The sequence below is a fragment of the Noviherbaspirillum sp. UKPF54 genome, from assembly GCF_007874125.1.
Lineage (GTDB): Bacteria > Pseudomonadota > Gammaproteobacteria > Burkholderiales > Burkholderiaceae_D > Noviherbaspirillum.
The window spans coordinates 2,453,260-2,473,285 of the sequence record NZ_CP040128.1; the positions used below are offsets into that span (position 1 = coordinate 2,453,260).

Sequence of the window (20,026 nt, forward strand, 5' to 3'; positions counted from 1 at the left end):
GCACCCAAGCGCAGACAGCATCCTCTTAATTTTTATCCCTGATACTGTGACCCAGTCCTATTTGACCAGTAACGTTGCCTCCCGGTTCTATTCACGATGGCTCAATGCCGATCCGGCCCGTGCGGAAATGGTAACGTGTCTTGCAGAATTATCTATTACCCCTGCGATTTTTGCTCGTCTTTTACAAAAAGAAACGGCGGCCGGCATGCCGCTGCCGCGCGCCATGCGGCGGGTGCGCAACCTGGTGCTGGCGGGACTGATCGAACGGGACCTTTCCGGCCGCGCCGATCTGGACGAAGTCATGACGGCCATCAGCGGGTTTGCCGATTTCGCCATTCGCACCCATCTGGCCGAGCTGATGGCGGAAATGACGCAGGCGCACGGCGTGCCGATCGGCGCCGAATCGGGCAAGCCGCAGGAAATGATCGTGCTCGGCATGGGCAAGCTGGGCGGCGACGAACTGAACGTTTCGTCGGATATCGACCTGATCTTCGTCTATCCGGAGGACGGGGAAACGCGCGCCTCCTCGCCGGAACAGCGCCAGCTTTCCAACCATGAATTCTTCGTGCGGCTCGGCAGGAAACTGATCGGCGCCCTGTCCGAAATTACCGAGGACGGCTTCACCTTCCGGGTCGACATGGCGCTGCGCCCCAACGGCGCATCCGGCCCGCTGGTGGCGAGCATGGCGATGGTCGAGGAATACCTGATCGTGCAGGGGCGCGAATGGGAGCGCTATGCATGGGTGAAGGCGCGCGCCGTCACCGGGCAGCCGGAAGATATCGCGGCGCTCGACCAGATCGTGCGGCCGTTCGTCTACCGGCGCTACCTGGATTTCGGCGCCATCGAGGCGCTGCGCAACATGCATGCGCAGATCCGCGCCGAGGTGTCGCGCCAGGAAGCGCGTCATCCGGAGCGCAGCAACAACGTCAAGCTCGGCCGCGGCGGCATCCGCGAGATCGAGTTCCTGGCGCAGGTGTTCCAGCTCATCCGCGGCGGGCGCGACGCGACGCTGCGCGACCGCTCCACCCGCGCCACCCTCCGCACGCTGGCGGAGAAGAACCTGCTGAGCGGTGCCGAAGTGGAGCAGCTGCTGCACGCCTACACCTTCCTGCGCAATGTCGAGCACCGCCTACAGTATCTGGACGACGCCCAGACCCACACCTTCCCGGCCAATCCGGATGACCGCCTGACGGTGGCCAAGACGATGGGTTACCAGGACGTCGAGTCGCTGCTGGCGGAGCTCGATATCCAGCGCAAGATCGTCGCCGCGCAGTTCGACGCGATCTTCAGCGACAAGAAAGGCGGCCAGGCCGAGGGCAGCGCGGGCGAATCCGAGGCGCAGCCGGTGCTGGCCGACGCGGAAAACGCCGACGCGATTGCGGCGCGCCTGTCCGCGCTCGGCTTCGACGACGCGGCATCCGTGGCGCAGCGCCTGCTGCTGACCTTGCAGTCGCCGAAACTGGCGTCGCTGCCCGAGGCCAGCCGCGGCAAGCTGCGGGCCCTCATCAATGCGGCGCTGCCGCTCATTGCGGCCGGCGCCGCCGGGCAGGCGGACACGCTCGCGCGACTGCTCGACTTCTTCGAAGCCATCGCGCGCCGCGCGGCCTATCTGGCCCTGCTGACCGAATATCCGCATACGCTGGAGCGCGTGATCCGGATGATGAGCGCCAGCGGCTGGGCGGCGAAATACCTGACGCGCCACCCGATCCTGCTGGACGAGCTTCTGGAGAACCGCACGCTCAAGGCGGCGCCCGACTGGACCGCCTTCGCCGCCGAAGTGCAGCGCCAGCTGGCGGCCCACGCGGGCGACACCGAGCACCAGATGAACGTGCTGCGCGACCTGCACCACGCCCAGCTGTTCCGCCTGCTGGCACAGGACCTGGAAGGAGAGCTGACGGTGGAGCGGCTGGCCGACCACCTGTCCGCACTGGCTGACATCCTGGTCGGCGCGACCGTCGACGCCGCTTGGCGGACGATCCACAACCGGCATGTCGAGGTACCGAAGTTCGCGGTGATCGCGTACGGCAAGCTGGGCGGCAAGGAGCTCGGCTATGCGTCCGACCTGGACGTGATTTTCCTGTTCGACGACGACCATCCGGAAGCACCAGCCTTGTACGCGAAGCTGGCGCAGCGCTTCATCACCTGGATGACCAGCCACACGCCATCCGGCATCCTGTTCGATGTCGACATCGCGTTGCGTCCGGACGGCGCCAGCGGCCTGCTGGTGTCGCGCCTGTCCGCATTCGAGAAGTACCAGGCCGAATCGGCATGGGTGTGGGAGCACCAGGCGCTCACCCGGGCGCGCTTCTGTGCGGGCGACACGGCCATCGGGGAGCGCTTCGAGGCGATCCGCGAGGCCGTGCTGCGCCAGCCGCGCGATCCCGAAAAGCTGAAGAGCGAAGTGCTCGCGATGCGCCGGAAAATGCGCGACGCGCATCCGAACCGCTCGCAGCAGTTCGACCTGAAGCACGATGCGGGCGGCATGATCGATATCGAATTCATTGTGCAGTTCCTGGTGCTGCGTCATGCCGCGCGGTATCCGCAGCTGACCGCCGACATCGGCAATATCGCCTTGCTCAGGTTGTGCGGCGAACTGGGCCTGATCGACGCGGCGCTGGCCGGCGAGGTGGCGTCGGCCTACCGCGCCTTCCGCAAACTGCAGCACCAGATCCGACTACAGGGGCTTGACCGCGCGCGCGTCGACTTCGGGCGAATCGAAAACGAAGCAGCGCACGTCAAACGGCTGTGGTCCGCCGTCCTGGAATGATCGCAGCCGCACGCAGCGGTCTTCGGCCAGGGCGAAAAAGCGAACGGAGAACGGAATGAACAAGCGAAATGCCAAGGGGCAACGGCTCGCGGCGCTCTTTTTACTTGCCAATCTGCTGTTCAACTATCCACTGCTGGCCCTGTTCAATCGCGCCGACATGGTGGCGGGCATCCCGGTGCTGTACCTGTATGTGTTCGGCGCCTGGGCGTTGCTGATCGCCCTGCTGGCCTTCGTGGTCGAGAAGCGGTAACGCCATGTGCAAGCCGGACAACCAGCCGGAGCGGGCATAAATGTTGCCAGGCTGGCTCATCGCGCTGGTCGCCTTCACCTACCTGGGCGCCCTGTTCGCGATCGCCTATTGCGGCGACAAGGCTGCCGCCAAGGGACGCAGCTTCATCGCCAATCCCTACGTGTATTCGCTGTCGATGGCGGTCTACGCCTCGGCATGGACGTTCTACGGCAGCGTCGGGCGCGCGGCCACCAGCGGTATCGGTTTCTTGCCGGTATATCTCGGTCCGACCGTGATGGCCACGCTGTGGTGGATCGTGCTGCGCAAGATCATCCGCATCGCCAAGGACAACCACATCACCTCGCTCGCCGATTTCGTCTCCTCGCGCTATGGCAAGAGCGCGGCGCTGGCCGGGCTGGTCACTACCATCGCGACGCTGGGGGTGGTGCCCTACATCTCGCTGCAGCTGAAGGCGATTTCGGTCAGCTTCAACGTCCTGCTCGGCTACCCGAACATTACGCCGCCACCGCCGCAGTCGGGGCCGATCATCGCCGACACCGCGTTTTATGCGGCCATGATTCTCGGCGCCTTCACCATCCTGTTCGGCACGCGGCACCTGGACGCCTCGGAGCGGCACGAGGGCATGGTGGCGGCAGTGGCCTTCGAATCGCTGGTCAAGCTGGTCGCCTTCCTGTGCATCGGTGCCTTCGTCACCTACGGGCTGTACGACGGCTTCTGCGACCTCTTCACCAGGGCCGCGGCGCTGCCGCAGGCGCTCGACGCCTTTACCATCGGCAATCGACAGCTCGACGTCTACCACAACTGGGCTTCCCTGTTTACGGTGGCCTTCCTTTCGATGCTGGCGATCGTGTTCCTGCCGCGCCAGTTCCAGATGGCGGTAGTGGAAAACGTGGACGAGCAGCATCTGAACAAGGCGATCTGGCTGTTTCCGCTGTATCTGCTGCTGTTTAACGTGTTCGTGCTGCCGATCGCCTTCGGCGGCCTGCTGCATTTCGCGGGGCAGGCAACCGATCCGGACACCTTCATCCTGACCCTGCCGATGAGCGGGCAGCAACCGGCGCTCGCGCTGCTGGTGTTCGTCGGCGGTTTTTCGGCCGCCACCGGCATGGTGATCGTCGAATGCATCGCGCTGTCGACCATGGTGTGCAACGACCTGGTGATACCAATGCTGCTGCGCTTCAAGCGCCTGCGGCTGTCGGAAAGCGAGGACTTGTCCGGGCTGCTGCTCGGCGTCAGGCGCATGACCATCGTGCTCATCCTGTTGTTCAGCTATGCCTATTTCCGCCTCGCGGGCGAGGCATACGCTCTCGCCTCGACCGGCCTGATCTCGTTCGCGGCGGTCGCCCAGTTCGCGCCTGCCGTGCTGGGTGGCATCTACTGGAAAGGTGCGACGCGCACCGGTGCCCTGGCCGGGCTGGGCGCGGGCTTCCTGGTCTGGACCTACACCCTGCTGCTGCCGGCCTTCGCGCATTCCGGCTGGCTACCAATGAGTTTTTTGGACGCGGGGCCGTTCGGCTTGACGCTGCTGCAGCCGCAGCAGCTGTTCGGCCTGCGGGGGCTCGATGAAATCACGCATGCGATTCTGTGGAGCATGCTGGCCAACATCGGCGCCTATATCGGCGTGTCCGTGACGACCGGCCAGAGCGCGCTGGAACAGACGCAGGCGGCGCTGTTCGTCGACGTCTTCAAGCATGGCCGCGACGTTGCACCCAATAACCGGCGCACGCACGGATCGCTGCCCGAACTGCATGCGCTCCTGTCCCGCTTCCTGGGTCCCGAGCGCGCGATCGCGACCTTCACCGGCTACGCGCGGCAGCGCGGGCTGGACTGGCCGCGAGAAGCCGACGCAGAACTGGTCAACGCATCCGAAGCGCAGCTGGCCGGCGTGATCGGCGCCGCCTCCGCCCGGGCGATGATTGCGTCGGTGATCGAGGAAGAGCCGCTGCACGACAGCCTGACCGGCTTGCCGAACCGGATGCTGCTGCTGGATCGCCTGAACGACACGCAGGAACAGTCGAAGCTCGGCGGCGATTACAGCTTCGCGGTCCTGTTTCTGACGCTGGACCGCTTTCGCGTTATCACCGACAGCCTGGGCCGCGCGGCCGGCGACCAGTTGCTGATCCATGTCGCACGGCGGCTCAAAGCCGGCCTGCGCCTGGGCGAAACCGCGGCCCATCTCGGCAGCGACGAATTCGCCCTCATCCTCAACGGCATCAAGGACGCCAGCGAAGCGACGCGTTTCGCCGAACAGCTGCAGGTCGCATTGAGCGCGGCATACACGCTGGACGAGTCCGAGGTCTATACGACGGCGAGCATCGGCATCGCCCTCTCCAACGCCGCCTACACGGTGCCGGACGATCTCCTGCGCGACGCGGAAACCGCCAACCACCAGGCGGTCCTGCTCGGCGGCGCCTGCTGCGAAGTGTTCGGCGCGAACCTGCGAAAACGGGTGGTCGCGCTGCTCGACATGGAGACCAGGCTGCGCCAGGCGGTCGTCAAGGGCCGGGAATTCGAAGTGTATTACCAGCCTGTCGTGGCCTTTGCCAGCGGCCGGATCAGCGGCTTCGAGGCGCTTGTGCGCATGCGGCGCACCGACGGCAGCCTGATCCCGCCCAACGAATTCATTCCGCTCACGGAAGAAACCGGCCTGATCGTGCATATCGGCCGCCATGTGCTGATGGAGGCATGCCGCCAGATGCGCGAGTGGCAGCTCAAGTTTCCCGCCCTGCCGCCGCTGCATATCAGCGTCAACATCGCTGACCGGCAGTTCGTGCACCCGAGCCTCATGCAGCAGATCGACGAAGTGCTGGCCGCAACCGGCCTGGGCACCGACAGCCTCAAGCTGGAAGTCACGGAAACGGTCATTATGGACCACGCGGAGGAAGCCTCCGCCGTACTGTCCAAGCTGCAAGCCAAGGGCATCAGGTTGCTGATGGACGACTTCGGAACCGGCTATTCTTCACTGTCCTACCTGCATCATTTCCCCGTCAATTCCCTGAAGATCGATGCCTCGTTCGTCAGGCGCATGGACGAAAGCGACAAGGACATGCAAATCATCCAGGCCATCGTCACCCTGGCGCACTCGCTGGGCATGGATACGATCGCCGAAGGCGTGGAAAGCGCCAGCCAGATGGCACGGCTGAAATCGCTGAAGGTCGAATACGGCCAGGGTTACTACTTTTCCAGGCCCTTGCCGGCGGCCGACGCAGAAGCGCTGCTGGCAGCCTGGCCGCATTATCAGGGATGAGCGTTACTGCAAGGCTGCGCCAATGCGGTCCATGCGCGGCAGGTAGTAATGGCCGGTATCGAAAGAAAAGGCGACACGGCTGACCTGGCCGCTGATCAGTTCCCGCCTGACGAAACCGATATAGCGCGAATCCTTGCTGTTGTCGCGGTTATCGCCGAGCATCAGATATTGGCCGGGCGGGACAGTGACCGGGCCGAAGCTGCGCAGGGCTTTACGCTCCGGCATCACGATGATCGGCCGCCGGCTGCCGAGGATCTGCTCTGCCAATACCAGCTGCGGGCCGACGTAATCCGGAGAAAGCCGGGTAATGGCGCCACTGTCGGCCTGCCCGTAGGCGGCTTGCACGCCATTGATGATCAGTTGCTCTCCGCGCATTTCCACCACGTCGCCCGGCAATGCGACCAGGCGCTTGACCAGCCTGTTCCCATCTTCCGGCGAAGTGAATGTGACGATATCGCCGCGCTTCGGGTCGGCGAGATGCTTGAGGATGACGTCGGTAAACGGCAGCTTCACGTCATACGCCAGCCGGTTGGTGACGATGCGGTCGCCGATCATCAGGGTCGGATACATGGAGCCCGAAGGCACGCCATACCAGTCGGCGACAGCGCTGCGCACCAGGATCATGCCGAACACGAAGAACAGGAACCCCTTGTTTTCAGCGACCAGTTTCCGGAGTTTGAGCATGGCGGCGGCCTCGTCTGCGCTATTGAAAGATGATCAATATAGCAAAACGCCCCGGCAAGCGGGGCGTTTTGACTGAGGCGCAAGTTCCGATTATTTGGCGGACATCAATGCCACGGTGGTGTCCAGCATGCGGTTGGAGAAGCCCCACTCGTTGTCGTACCAGGACGACACCTTCACCAGACGGCCGGAAACCTTGGTCAGGGTAGCGTCGAAGTTGGACGATGCCGGGTTGTGGTTGAAGTCGACCGATACCAGCGGCTCGGTGTTGTAGGTCAGGATGCCCTTCAGTGCGCCGTTGGCAGCGTCCTTCATGATCTGGTTGATTTCGTCGACCGTGGTGTCGCGGGCGGCGATGAAGGACAGGTCGACGATCGACACGTTAATCGTCGGAACGCGGATCGCGTAGCCGTCCAGCTTACCGTTCAGCTCAGGCAGCACCAGGCCGACCGCGGCGGCGGCGCCGGTCTTGGTCGGGATCATCGACTGGGTAGCGGAACGGGCGCGGCGCAGGTCTTCGTGCATCACGTCGGTCAGCACCTGGTCGTTGGTGTAGGCGTGCACGGTGGTCATCAGGCCGTTCAGCAGGCCGATCTTGTCGTGCAGCGGCTTGACCAGCGGGGCCAGGCAGTTGGTGGTGCAGGAAGCGTTGGAGATGACGGTGTCGGAAGCCTTCAGCACGTTCTGGTTCACGCCGAACACGACGGTTGCGTCAACGTCCTTGCCGCCCGGAGCGGAGATGATGACCTTCTTCGCTCCGCCTTTCAGGTGAGCGGAAGCCTTTTCCTTGGTGGTGAAGAAGCCGGTGCACTCCAGTACCACGTCGACGTTCAGCTCGCCCCACGGAATTTCAGCCGGGTTGCGCTGCGCGAAAACCTTGATCTTGTCGCCATTCACAACCATGAAATCGCCGTCGACTTCGACGGTGCCCGGGAACTTGCCGTGCGCGGTGTCGTAGCGGGTCAGATGCGCGTTGGACTGCGCATTGCCGAGGTCGTTGATCGCAACGATCTGGATGTCTTGCTTCTTGCCGCCTTCGTAGAAAGCGCGGAGGATGTTGCGACCGATGCGGCCGTAGCCGTTGATTGCGACGCGAATAGTCATGGTTTTCTCCTGAAGTAGTTAAGCCGAATTTTTAAGCGATCACCGATTTCACCTTGGCCACGACATTGTCCGTCGTGAAGCCGAAGTGCTTGAACAGCACGCCGGCCGGCGCCGATTCGCCGAAGGTGTCGATACCAACCACGCCGCCTTCCAGGCCGACGTACTTGTACCAGAAGTCTGTCACGCCCGCTTCGATCGCCACGCGCGGCAGGCCCTTCGGCAATACGCTTGCCTTGTAGGCCGCATCCTGGCGGTCGAACAGGTCGGTACACGGCATGGAAACCACGCGTACCGCGATGCCTTGCTTGGCCAGCTCGTCGGCCGACTTGACCGCGAGTTCGACCTCGGAGCCGGTGGCGATCAGCACTGCCTTGGCATCTGCCGCATCGCGCAGCACGTAACCGCCGCGGTTGATATGCTGGATTTGTTCCGCGCTGCGTTCCATAAACGGCAGGTTCTGACGCGAGAAGATCAGCGTGGTCGGGCCGTGGCGGCGCGCCACCGCGTGTTTCCATGCGATCGCGGATTCGACGGTGTCGCACGGACGCCAGTTTTCAAGGTTCGGAATCAGGCGCAGGCTGGACACGTGCTCGACCGACTGGTGGGTCGGGCCGTCTTCGCCCAGGCCGATCGAATCGTGCGTAAACACGAAGATCGAGCGGATCTTCATCAGCGCCGCCATGCGCAACGCGTTGCGGCTGTAGTCGGAGAAGGTCAGGAAGGTCGCGCCGAACGGGATGTAGCCGCCATGCAGGGCGATGCCGTTCATGATCGCGCTCATGCCGAATTCGCGCACGCCGTAGTTGATATGGTTGCCCGCCTGCTCGGCGCGCACCGCCACGCATTCCTTCCAGTTGGTCAGGTTGGAGCCGGTCAGGTCGGCCGAGCCGCCGAGGAATTCCGGCAGTACCGGCGCCAGCGCCTGGATCGCGTTCTGGCTGGCCTTGCGGGTGGCGATGGTTTCCTTCTTTTCAATGCAAGCGGCGACGTAGGCATCCATGGTCGCGGTGAAGTTGCCCGGCAATTCGCCCTTCATGCGGCGCACGAGCTCGCCCGCTTCCTGCGGATAGCGCTCGTCGTAGGCCTTGAACAGTGCATTCCACTCTTCTTCCAGCGCGGCGCCCTGCTGCTTCGCATCCCATGCGGTATAGACGTCCGCCGGGATCTCGAACGGCGCATGGGTCCAGCCGATCGCTTCGCGGGTGGCGGCGATTTCCTTGTCGCCCAGCGCCGCGCCGTGGACCTTGTCGGTGCCCTGCATGTTCGGCGAACCCTTGCCGATCATGGTCTTGCAGCAGATCAGGACCGGCTTGTCGGATTTCTTCGCTTCGGCGATCGCGGCTGCGACCGCAGCCACGTCATGGCCGTCGACATTGCGGATCACGTTCCAGTTGTACGCTTCGAAACGCTTCGGTGTGTCATCGAGGAACCAGCCTTCGACCTTGCCGTCGATCGAGATGCCGTTGTCGTCGTACAGCACGATCAGCTTAGACAGGCGCAGCGCGCCGGCCAGCGAGCAGACTTCGTGCGAAATGCCTTCCATCAGGCAGCCATCGCCGACGAAGGCGTAGGTGTGGTGGTCGACCACGTTAAAGCCGGGCTTGTTGAATTCCGCTGCCAGCAGACGTTCCGCGAGCGCCATGCCGACCGCGTTGGACAATCCTTGGCCAAGCGGGCCGGTGGTCGTTTCCACGCCCGGCGTCACGTGCACTTCCGGGTGGCCTGCGGTCTTGGAGTGCAACTGGCGGAAATTCTTGATCTCGTCCATCGACAGGTCGTAGCCAGTCAAGTGCAGCAAGGCGTATTGCAGCATCGAACCATGGCCGTTGGACAGGATGAAGCGGTCGCGATTCATCCAATGCGGATTGGCCGGATTATGGCGATAGTGCCTGGACCACAATGCCACGGCAATTTCCGCCATGCCCATCGGCATGCCAGGGTGGCCGGAATTTGCCTTTTGAACTGCGTCCATCGCCAAGGCGCGGATCGCGTTGGCCATCTTGTCGGTCGGGAGAGAAGAAGTCATGTCAAATCTGGTTAAGGCGGGTGTTGAAGCGGGACACTGCAAAGCGCGATATTTTACCAGACACATGATTGCGCCATTAAAATCGAGGATTGACTTTTGCCAAGAGGTTCGCGGCACCCGCCGTCCCTATCCTCTCTGACAGCGCAGGGCGCGGCAAAATCCGTTGTCTTTCATGAAATATTTTTGGCGCACCCGCCTGCGCCTCGAACAAGTAGCCACCATCATGCCGCGTTTTTATTACCCGTCATCTCTTGCCATCGGAGCAAGCATCACACTTCCGGAACAAGTTGCGCATCATGTCCACGTGTTGCGTCTTGCGCCCGGCGACACCATTAGCCTGTTCAATGGCGATGGCGGCGAATATGCGGCGACCTTGGGCGCGATCGAAAAGAAGCGCGTGCAAGCGGACGTCAAGGCGTTTTCGCCGCGCGAGACGGAACTGCCCTACTCGGTCACGCTGGCACAAGCCCTGCCGGAAGGCTCGAAGATGGACTGGATCATCGAGAAGGCAGTCGAGCTCGGCGCCGCCGCGCTTCAGCCGCTCGCCGCGCAACGCTGCGTGGTACGCCTGTCCGCCGAGCGGGCCGCGAAGAAAATGGAGCACTGGAACGGCATCATCGTCGCCGCGGCCGAACAAAGCGGCCGTAACCGGCTCGCCCATCTGGCGGAACCGGCCGATTTCAACGGTTGGGTCGGCCAGCAGAACCTGCATCGCCGCATCCTGTTGTCGCCCCGCGCCGCGCAATCGCTGCCCGACTGGGCTCGGCACCATCCGCCGCAGGCGGTATCGCTGGTGATCGGCCCGGAAGGCGGATTTTCCGAACAAGAAGAAAACCTGGCTCTGGCGCACGGCGCTCTGGCACTTTCCATGGGGCCACGGGTCTTGCGCACGGAAACCGCAGGCCTGGCCGCCCTTGCCGCACTGAACGCTATTTGGGGTGGAATCTAATCCCCCTAATCAAGATCAAACAGCGGCGGGATTTGCTGCCGTAGATCGTCTCTATCCTCTATGGTGAAGCTTCGCGCAATGAACCAGGAGGATATGAAATGGGAATTCTCGACAGCGCTGCCGATATGTTCAGCGGCAACAACCAGGCGCCGATACCGGATAACAGGACGCGATTGATTCAAGCCACACTTTCGCTGCTTGCCAACAATGGGCAAAACGGTGGATTGCATGGCCTGCTGGAGCGCTTCCAGGAAGCCGGGCTCGGCAATGTCTTCAGCTCCTGGATCGGCACCGGCGAGAACGTGCCGATCACGCCGCAACAAGTGCAGGAAGCGCTCGGAGAAGGCCACCTGCAGCAGATTTCCGAGGAAAGCGGCTTGTCGGAAGATGAAACGGCACGCCAGTTGAGCGGCTTGCTGCCGGAAATGGTGGATACCCTGACGCCGGCCGGGCATATCCCGCGCGGCGGATTGGGCACGATGAGCGAATTGCTGGAGCATTTCATCGGTGGATTTTTGAAATGACCCGTTGTCGCGGAGAGCCGGATTCCGCGACAATGACCTCATGCAATGGTTTCGACAACTCTTCAAACGCGACAAACCCGAGATCCCGGAGGCGCTCTGGCAGCAATGCCAGGATCGGCTGCCGTTTCTGGCACAACTGCCTGCGCCGGACTTGGCTCGCCTGAAAACCCTGTGCGAAACGTTTCTCGATCGTAAAACTTTTACCGGCGCGGCAGGTGTCGAACTGACCGACCGCATCGCCGTGCTGATCGCCGCGCAGGCATGCCTGCCGGTGCTGAACCTGACGCTGGACCTATATGCCGACATGGCCGGCATCATCATTTACCCCGGCTCGTTCGTCATTGCACAAAGCGAAATGGACGAAGCCGGCGTAGTGCACGAGTGGCGCGAACCGGTGTCCGGCGAAGCCGTGCATGCCGGCGGCGCCGTGATCCTGTCTTGTGAAGACATCGAGGATATCGAGGCGCCCGGCTACAACGTGGTCATCCACGAATTCGCCCACAAGATAGACATGCGGGACGGCACCGCAAACGGCTGCCCGCCGTTTCTCGTCGCATATCACAAGGATATCCGGGCCGAGCACTGGCAACGGGAATTTTCCGCCGCATACCGGGATTTTGTCGCCCGCGTCGATGCGCTGGATGCGCAATTGCCGGAAGACTTCGATGCCGACCATCCGGCCGACGCCGCCATGTATGACGAGTTGTTTGCCGAGCTGCCGCTCGATCCCTATGCGGCAAGGCATCCGGCGGAGTTCTTCGCCGTCGCGTCGGAAGCGTTCTTCGTAGGGCCTGCCCCGCTGGCGGAGGATTACCCGGAAATCTACCGCTTGTTGACCCTGTATTACCTCCAGGACCCGTTACACTGGCAAAACGCTCCTTGCGGCAAAGAAACCGGCGGAAAGCATTTATAATCCAAGGTTTTGCAATCGTTTTTATCCAACCTGCAATGAAGGTATTTCGCGGACTACCCAATGCCGCGTCTCGCGCGCCTTGCGCATTGACGATTGGCAACTTCGACGGCGTGCATCGCGGGCACCAGGCCCTGCTGGCGCGCGTGCGCGAAGCCGCGACCCGGCTCGGCATCGAAGCAGCCGTCATGACCTTCGAGCCGCATCCGCGCGAATTCTTTGCGCGCGCAGCAGGCGATCTGTCGAAAGCGCCGACGCGCATCGCCAACCTGCGCGACAAGCTGCAGGCGCTCGACAATGCCGGCGTCGACCGCGTGATCGTCGAGCACTTCAATGCGCATTTCGCCTCCATGTCACCACAGGACTTCGTCGAAAAAGTCCTGGTGCAGGGCTTGCACGTGAAATGGCTGATGGTCGGCGAAGATTTCTGCTATGGCTCCAGGCGTGCGGGCAACCTCGCCACCCTGATCGAGGCCGGCAAACAATACGGCTTTCATGTGGAAGCGCTGCCGACGGTGACCAACAACGACATGCGCATCTCGTCATCGGCAGTGCGCGAGGCCCTTGCGCAAAGCGACTTCGCGCTGGCCGAGCAGCTGCTCGGCCATCCCTACGCCATTTCCGGGCACGTCATCCATGGCAAGAAGCTCGGCCGCACGATCGGCTTCCCGACGCTGAACCTGCGCGTGGCGCACAAGCGTCCCGCGCTGTCCGGCATTTTCGTGGTGCAGGTGCATGGCCTGGCCGCCCATCCGATTCCGGGCGTGGCCAGTCTCGGCGTGCGTCCGACGGTGGAAGACGGCGGCCGGGTGCTGCTCGAAACCTATCTGTTCGACTATGCGCAGCAATGCTACGGCAAGCTGGTGCGGGTCGAATTCCTGAAGAAATTGCGCGACGAGGAAAAATACGTCGACCTGCCGACGCTGACTGCAGCCATCGAGCGCGACGCCGACCAGGCGCGCGACTTCTTCAGGGAACGCGACGCGAACGCCGTCTCCGCCACCGACCGAATTTGACGATCAAACGCCCGCCCCTGTTTGATCCACCGAATTTTTACGATTGAAACGACCATGTCCGAACAAAAGAACAAGTACCCGGTCAACCTGACCGAAACCGCATTCCCGATGCGCGGCGACCTCGCCAAGCGCGAGCCGAAGTGGGTGAAGGAATGGCAAGAGAAGAAGATCTACCAGCGCATCCGCAAGGCTTCCGCCGGCCGCCCGAAATTCATCCTGCACGACGGCCCGCCGTATGCGAACGGCGACATCCACATCGGCCACGCGGTCAACAAGATCTTGAAGGACATGATCGTCAAGGCGCGCAACATGGCGGGCTTCGACGCGCAATACGTGCCGGGCTGGGACTGCCACGGCATGCCGATCGAAATCCAGATCGAAAAGCAGTACGGCAAGCACCTGTCGACCGCCGAAGTGCAAGCCAAGTCGCGCGCGTATGCCAGCGAGCAGATCGAGCGCCAGAAGAAGGACTTCATCCGCCTGGGCGTGCTGGGCGAATGGGACCGCCCGTACAAGACCATGGACTTCAGCAATGAAGCCGACGAGATCCGCGTACTGGGCAAGATCCTGGAAAAAGGATACGTGTATCGCGGCCTGAAGCCGGTGAACTGGTGCTTCGACTGCGGCTCGGCGCTGGCGGAAGCGGAAGTCGAATACCAGGACAAGCGCGACCCGGCGATCGACGTCGGTTTTCCGTTTGCAGAACCCGAGAAGATCGCGCATGCATTCGGCCTAGACAAGCTGCCGACCGACAAAGGCTATGCGGTAATCTGGACCACCACGCCGTGGACCATTCCCGCCAACCAGGCATTGAACGTACACCCCGAGCACCGCTACGGCCTGGTGCAGACCGAGCGCAACGGCGAAACCATCCTGCTGCTGCTCGCGGTGGAACTGGTCGCTTCCTGCCTGCAGCGTTATGGCCTGGAAGGCAAGATCATCGCGACTGCCAGCGGCGAAGCCTTGTCGCTGCTGAAGTTCAAGCACCCGTTCGCCAATACCGACCAGGGCTACGACCGCCTCTCGCCGATCTACGTAGGCAACTATGTGACGCTCGACACCGGCACCGGCATCGTGCACTCGGCGCCGGCCTATGGCGTGGACGACTTCATCTCGTGCAAGACGCACGGCATGAAGGATGACGAGATCCTGAACCCGGTGATGGGCGACGGCAAGTACGCATCCTGGCTGCCCTTCTTCGGCGGCATGACGATCTGGGAAGCGTCGAAACCGATCTGCGCCAAGCTGGAAGAAGTCGGTTCGCTGTTCAAGCTGGTGATGTTCGACCACAGCTACATGCACTGCTGGCGCCACAAGACGCCGATCATCTACCGCGCGACCTCGCAATGGTTCGCCGGCATGGACGTCACGCCCAAAGACGGCGGCCCGACGCTGCGCGAAACCGCGCTGGCGGGGGTGGAGGCGACCGCCTTCTATCCAAGCTGGGGCAAGGCGCGCCTGCACGGCATGATCGCCAACCGCCCGGACTGGACGCTGTCGCGCCAGCGCCAGTGGGGCGTGCCGATGGCCTTCTTCGTGCACAAGGAGACCGGCGAGCTGCATCCGCGCACCCCTGAATTGCTGGAAGCCGTGGCCAAGCTGGTGGAAAAGAACGGCATCGAAGCCTGGCAGGCGCTCGATCCGAAGGAACTGCTCGGCGACGACGCCGACATGTACCTGAAGAACAAGGACACGCTCGACGTCTGGTTCGATTCCGGCTCCACCCACCAGACCGTGCTGCGCGGCTCGCACGCGGAGCAATCGCACTTCCCGGCCGACCTGTACCTGGAAGGCTCGGACCAGCATCGCGGCTGGTTCCATTCGTCGCTGCTGACATCGTCCATGACCGACGGCCGCCCGCCCTACAAGGCGCTGCTCACGCACGGCTTCGTGGTCGACGGCGAAGGCAAGAAGATGTCGAAATCCAAGGGCAACGTGGTCGCGCCGCAGAAGGTATCGGATACGCTGGGCGCGGACATTCTCCGCTTGTGGGTGGCGTCGACCGACTATTCGGGCGAGCTGTCGATCTCGGACGAGATCCTCAAGCGCGTGGTGGAAGCCTACCGCCGCATCCGCAACACGCTGCGCTTCTTGCTCGCGAACACCTCGGATTTCGACCCGGCCAAGGATGCGGTGCCGACGGCGGACCTGCTGGAGATCGACCGCTACGCGATCGCACGCATGGCAGAGCTGCAGCGTGAAATCCTGCAGCACTTCGAGGGCTACGAATTCCACCCGGTGGTCGCCAAGCTGCAGATGTACTGCTCGGAAGACCTGGGCGGCTTCTATCTCGACATCCTCAAGGACCGCCTGTACACCAGCGGCACCACGTCGGGCGCGCGCCGCTCGGCGCAGACCGCGCTGTGGCATATCACGCACGCCTTGCTGCGCGTGATGGCGCCGATGCTGTCGTTTACGACCGAGGAAGCCTGGGCGGTCTTCGCCGGCAAGGACGCCTACGAGCAAAGCGGCGAAACCATTTTCACGCAGACCTATTACGCGCTGCCGGAAGTGGCCGATGCCGCCGCCCTGCTCGCCAAGTATGCGGCGCTGCGCGAACTGCGCACCGAGGTGACCAAGCAGCTGGAGGAAGTCCGCGTCGCGGGCGGCATCGGCTCGTCCCTGCAGGCGGAAGTCGAGATCAAGGCCAGCGGCGACAAATATGCTCTGCTCGACAGCCTGGGCGATGACCTGAAGTTCGTGTTCATCACCTCACAGACAAAAGTCACGCAGGTTGCAAGTGAAGCCGACGAAGGCGTGGTCGTCACGCCTTCGTCCCACCAGAAATGCGAGCGCTGCTGGCACTATCGCGCGGACGTCGGCGCGCATGCCGATCATCCGGGAATTTGCGGCCGCTGCGTGAGCAACCTGTTCGGCAGCGGCGAAACGCGCAAATTCGCCTGATCCCCTGCGATTCCGGGCAGCGCGCCCGGAATCGCTCCTCAACCTCGATACCATGGCCACAAAAAAGAAAACGTTTTCAGCATCATCCGGCGGCAACACCAGCCTGGCACCCTGGCTCGGCATCGCCGCCATCATCGTGCTGATCGACCAGATCACCAAGGTCACGATCAACAAACTGTTCGTATTCGGCGAGTCGCGCCCGGTCACCTCGTTCTTCAACCTGGTGCTGGCGCATAACAAGGGCGCCGCGTTCAGCTTCCTCGCCGCCGAATCGGGCTGGCAGCGCTACCTGTTCACCGGCATCGCGCTGGCGGCGGTCGTCTTTATCATCTACCTGTTGAAACGCCATGCCGGGCAAAAGCTGTTCTGCTGGGCTCTGGCCCTGATCCTGGGCGGCGCCATCGGTAATGTGATCGACCGCACGATCTACGGCCACGTGATCGACTTCCTCGATTTTTATGTCGGCAACTGGCACTGGCCGGCGTTCAACGTCGCCGACATGGCGATCACCGGCGGCGCCGCGCTGTTCGTGTTCGACGAATTGAGGCGCGTCGGCAAATAAAGGGAGGCGCAATGGATCTCGCTGGTAAAAAAATCGTTCTCGGCATGACGGGCGGCATCGCCTGCTACAAGGTCGCCGAACTCGCGCGCGGCCTGGTCAAGGAAGGCGCTTCGGTGCAGGTCGTGATGACGCAGGCCGCCGCCCAGTTCATCACGCCGGTCACGATGCAAGCCTTGTCCGGCAAGCCGGTCTTTACCGACCAGTGGGATGCGCGCATCGCCAACAACATGCCGCACATCGACCTGACGCGCGATGCGGATGCCATGGTGATCGCGCCGTGCTCCGCCGACTTCATGTTCAAGCTGGCGCACGGCGCCTGCGACGACCTGCTGTCGACCCTGTGCGTGGCGCGTCCGGTGGGCTTGCCGCTGATGATCGCGCCGGCGATGAATGTGGAGATGTGGCAGAACGCCGCCACCCAGCGCAACGTTGCGCAGCTCAAGGCCGACGGCATCGCCATCCTCGGTCCGGACGCGGGCGACCAGGCCTGCGGCGAGACCGGCATGGGCCGCATGCTGGAGCCGGAACAGCTGCTGGAGGAAGTGGTCGCTTCGTTCCATCGCAAGGCGCTGGCCGGCAAGCGCGTGCTGGTGACTGCCGGTCCGACCTTCGAGCCGATCGATCCGGTGCGCGGCATCACCAATCTGTCCTCCGGCAAAATGGGATACGCGATCGCCCGCGCCGCGCGCGAAGCCGGCGCCGATGTGACGCTGGTGTCGGGCCCGACCGCGCTTTCCACGCCCTACGGCGTACACCGCATCAACGTGCAAACCGCGCAGCAGATGCATGACGTGGTCGTGTCGCATGTCGCCGACGAGGACGTGTTCATCGCGGTGGCCGCGGTGGCGGACTGGAAGGTGGTCAACGCCAGCGAGCAGAAACTGAAGAAGACCGGTGCGGGCGACGTGCCGCAGCTGCAGTTCGAGCAGAATCCGGACATCCTGGCCGAAGTCGCCGCGTTGCCCCACAAACCATTCTGCGTCGGCTTCGCCGCCGAATCGGAAAACCTGCTGCAGTACGGCGAAGAAAAACGCCGGAAAAAAGGCATCCCTCTGCTGGTCGGCAATATCGGACATCAAACCTTCGGCAAGGATGACAACGAGCTGGTGCTGTTCGACGAACGCGGGCACCGCCGCCTGCCGCTGGCCAGCAAGCAGAACCTGGCGCGCCAGTTGATCGCCGAAATCGCCGACCGCCTCTGATTGGCACTGCTTCAAGCTGTATCTTTTTGTAATCCGGCGCCCGCCCGGCGCGCGCCAGACTTTATCCTTTATTCCCATGAAAACCGTTGACGTCAAAATCCTCGACCCGCGCATGAAAGAGCAGCTGCCGACCTATGCCACGACAGGCAGCGCCGGCCTCGACCTGCGCGCCTGCATCGATGCGCCGCTCACCATCAAGCCAGGCGAAACGCACCTGGTTCCGACCGGGCTGGCGATCCACATCGCCCATCCCGGCTACGCAGCGATGATCCTGCCGCGCAGCGGCATGGGCCACAAGCACGGCATCGTGCTCGGCAACCTGGTCGGCCTGATCGACTCCGATTACCAGGGCCAGCTGATGGTATCGACCTGGAACCGCGGGCAAACCGAGTTCACCCTGAATCCGATGGAGCGACTGGCCCAGCTGGTCATTGTGCCGGTGCTGCAGGTGGGCTTTAATGTGGTCGAGGAATTCGACAGCAGCGAACGCGGCGCCGGCGGTTTCGGCAGCACCGGAAAACATTGATCTGAAGGGGAACTGGATGGCAGTCCTGAATCGACGTGTCTTGCCGCGCTTGAAACGCGCTGTCTTCAACCTGCGCTTGCCGGCGCTGTCCGTTGCCCTGCTGCTGGCGGCCTGCGCCACGACTGTTTCGCCTCCGCCGGGCGAGCAGCTGCCCGGCTTGCCGGGCAAGCCGTCAGCGCCAGCGGCCCCCGGCATGCCCGGCGCGCCCAGCGTCAGCTCGACGGAGCAGGAGGCATTGCGCGCGCTGGTGGGAATGCAGGACCGGCTTTACCGCGTTGCCGCGCCGCTGCTGGTGAACAATACCGATTTGTGCCGCAGCCATGCGCGCAACCTGCTCGGTTTTACCGCCAAGAACAGGTACTCTTATTCGGCCGATTTCACGAACGCCGCGCAAACGCTGCTGGGTCTGGGCGACCGCCTGCAGGTCGTCGGCGTGCTGCCCGGCGGAGGCGCGGCGCGCGCGGGCGTGCGGCGCGGCGACGAACTGGTGGCTGTGGACGACAAGCCCATGCCGGAAGGTGAAAACGCCGAGCGCCAAGCCGCCGCCATCCTGGCGCCGCTGGTCACCGGCCGCACCAAGGTCAAGATGACGGTGCTACGCAACGGTTCCAGCCAGACGCTCACCGTGCCGCTCACCTATGCCTGCGCCTACGGCATCGAGCTCGGCAACACCGACAACGTCACCGCCTACGCCGACGGGCATCGCGCGCTGATCACGCGCGGCATGCTGAACTACGCCGCCTCCGACGAGGAACTGGCTTACGTGCTGGCCAAGGAACTGGCGCACAACGCGCTTTCGCATGCCAGCAGGCAGCGCATGAATTCGACCATCGGCGGCATCATCGACAACCTGGTCCGCATGCATCCGGACATGAGCACGATGGCCGGGCTAGCAGGCGTGCGGCCGATGCCGGAAGACCTCGACGCCATGGCCGACAAGCTGTCGCTCTACATGCTGGCACGGGCAGGCTATAACATCGATCGCGTGGCGCCGTTCTGGCAGCGGCTGGCCAGCCAGTACCCGGCCAGCGTGCTCAACAGCTATACCGCCATGCATCCGTCTACCGCAAAGCGGATCGCCGCCATGGAAAAAGCGCTCAAGGACATCAAAACCAAGCAAGCCGCCAAGCGCCCGCTGCTTCCATAACGCCTTCTGTTTCGCCGCACGCGGCGCCGCCAGGCGGCTGCGTGCGGCACTCCCCTTCAGTCCTTCTATTCCGCCCTTTTATCGCGTCCGCCGTGCCTCACGCTCGGACGGCAAGTCTCCAAGCCACCCATCTGAAACACCGCCTGCTTCGCATTTGCAGGGCTCCCCGTGCCCTGCCGCCATAAGGCGCGTTGCTTGATCGCCCCGTTCC

15 protein-coding genes are annotated in these 20,026 nt (G+C 63.2%); 12 read left to right on the top strand and 3 right to left on the bottom strand.

Annotated elements, in window-relative coordinates; genetic code table 11:
• The first annotated feature begins 46 nt into the window (after positions 1 to 46).
• The 3 genes from glnE to FAY22_RS11320 are packed head-to-tail and all read left to right on the top strand — an operon-like array spanning position 47 to position 6,264.
• Positions 47 to 2,767, top strand: a complete 2,721-nt coding sequence (gene glnE, locus FAY22_RS11310) for a bifunctional [glutamate--ammonia ligase]-adenylyl-L-tyrosine phosphorylase/[glutamate--ammonia-ligase] adenylyltransferase (RefSeq protein WP_146330298.1) — start codon at positions 47 to 49, stop codon at positions 2,765 to 2,767.
• 55 nt (positions 2,768 to 2,822) lie between these two features.
• Complete coding sequence (locus FAY22_RS11315) at positions 2,823 to 3,017, top strand: hypothetical protein (protein ID WP_146330299.1); 195 nt, start codon at positions 2,823 to 2,825, stop codon at positions 3,015 to 3,017.
• A gap of 40 nt (positions 3,018 to 3,057) precedes the next feature.
• Positions 3,058 to 6,264 (top strand): EAL domain-containing protein, encoded by a 3,207-nt coding sequence (locus FAY22_RS11320; protein WP_146330300.1) that lies wholly within the window; start codon positions 3,058 to 3,060, stop codon positions 6,262 to 6,264.
• Positions 6,265 to 6,267: 3 nt separating this feature from the next.
• Here the strand turns inward: FAY22_RS11320 and lepB are convergent, their stop codons facing one another.
• The 3 genes from lepB to tkt form a co-directional block, all read right to left on the bottom strand.
• The gene (gene lepB / locus FAY22_RS11325) at positions 6,268 to 6,948 is read right to left on the bottom strand and encodes a signal peptidase I (RefSeq protein ID WP_146330301.1); all 681 of its coding nucleotides are present in this window, start codon (positions 6,946 to 6,948) and stop codon (positions 6,268 to 6,270) included.
• A gap of 90 nt (positions 6,949 to 7,038) precedes the next feature.
• Complete coding sequence (gene gap, locus FAY22_RS11330) at positions 7,039 to 8,049, bottom strand: type I glyceraldehyde-3-phosphate dehydrogenase (RefSeq protein ID WP_146330302.1); 1,011 nt, start codon at positions 8,047 to 8,049, stop codon at positions 7,039 to 7,041.
• A gap of 31 nt (positions 8,050 to 8,080) precedes the next feature.
• A complete protein-coding gene (gene tkt, locus FAY22_RS11335; protein WP_146330303.1) occupies positions 8,081 to 10,075 on the bottom strand; it encodes a transketolase in 1,995 nt (664 codons plus the stop codon).
• A 223-nt stretch (positions 10,076 to 10,298) separates the two neighbouring features.
• Between tkt and FAY22_RS11340 the strand changes: the two genes are divergently transcribed.
• The 9 genes from FAY22_RS11340 to FAY22_RS11380 all read left to right on the top strand — a co-directional run bounded on the left by FAY22_RS11340 (position 10,299) and on the right by FAY22_RS11380 (position 19,815).
• The gene (locus tag FAY22_RS11340) at positions 10,299 to 11,024 is read left to right on the top strand and encodes a 16S rRNA (uracil(1498)-N(3))-methyltransferase (RefSeq protein WP_146333413.1); all 726 of its coding nucleotides are present in this window, start codon (positions 10,299 to 10,301) and stop codon (positions 11,022 to 11,024) included.
• 98 nt (positions 11,025 to 11,122) lie between these two features.
• Positions 11,123 to 11,548, top strand: a complete 426-nt coding sequence (locus tag FAY22_RS11345) for a YidB family protein (protein WP_146330304.1) — start codon at positions 11,123 to 11,125, stop codon at positions 11,546 to 11,548.
• A gap of 40 nt (positions 11,549 to 11,588) precedes the next feature.
• Positions 11,589 to 12,461: a zinc-dependent peptidase gene (locus tag FAY22_RS11350; RefSeq protein ID WP_146330305.1), complete on the top strand. Its 873-nt coding sequence runs from the start codon at positions 11,589 to 11,591 to the stop codon at positions 12,459 to 12,461.
• 35 nt (positions 12,462 to 12,496) lie between these two features.
• A complete protein-coding gene (locus FAY22_RS11355) occupies positions 12,497 to 13,474 on the top strand; it encodes a bifunctional riboflavin kinase/FAD synthetase (RefSeq protein ID WP_146330306.1) in 978 nt (325 codons plus the stop codon).
• Between the two features lie 54 nt (positions 13,475 to 13,528).
• Positions 13,529 to 16,378, top strand: coding sequence for an isoleucine--tRNA ligase (gene ileS, locus FAY22_RS11360; protein ID WP_146330307.1), 2,850 nt, complete (start codon positions 13,529 to 13,531; stop codon positions 16,376 to 16,378).
• Between the two features lie 52 nt (positions 16,379 to 16,430).
• Complete coding sequence (gene lspA, locus FAY22_RS11365) at positions 16,431 to 16,940, top strand: signal peptidase II (RefSeq protein WP_146330308.1); 510 nt, start codon at positions 16,431 to 16,433, stop codon at positions 16,938 to 16,940.
• Between the two features lie 11 nt (positions 16,941 to 16,951).
• Positions 16,952 to 18,142: a bifunctional phosphopantothenoylcysteine decarboxylase/phosphopantothenate--cysteine ligase CoaBC gene (gene coaBC / locus FAY22_RS11370; RefSeq protein ID WP_146330309.1), complete on the top strand. Its 1,191-nt coding sequence runs from the start codon at positions 16,952 to 16,954 to the stop codon at positions 18,140 to 18,142.
• 76 nt (positions 18,143 to 18,218) lie between these two features.
• Positions 18,219 to 18,668, top strand: a complete 450-nt coding sequence (dut, locus tag FAY22_RS11375) for a dUTP diphosphatase (protein ID WP_146330310.1) — start codon at positions 18,219 to 18,221, stop codon at positions 18,666 to 18,668.
• 16 nt (positions 18,669 to 18,684) lie between these two features.
• Positions 18,685 to 19,815 carry a M48 family metallopeptidase gene (locus FAY22_RS11380; protein ID WP_146330311.1) on the top strand — a complete coding sequence of 377 codons (1,131 nt, stop codon included), beginning with the start codon at positions 18,685 to 18,687 and terminating at the stop codon, positions 19,813 to 19,815.
• Positions 19,816 to 20,026: the final 211 nt, after the last annotated feature.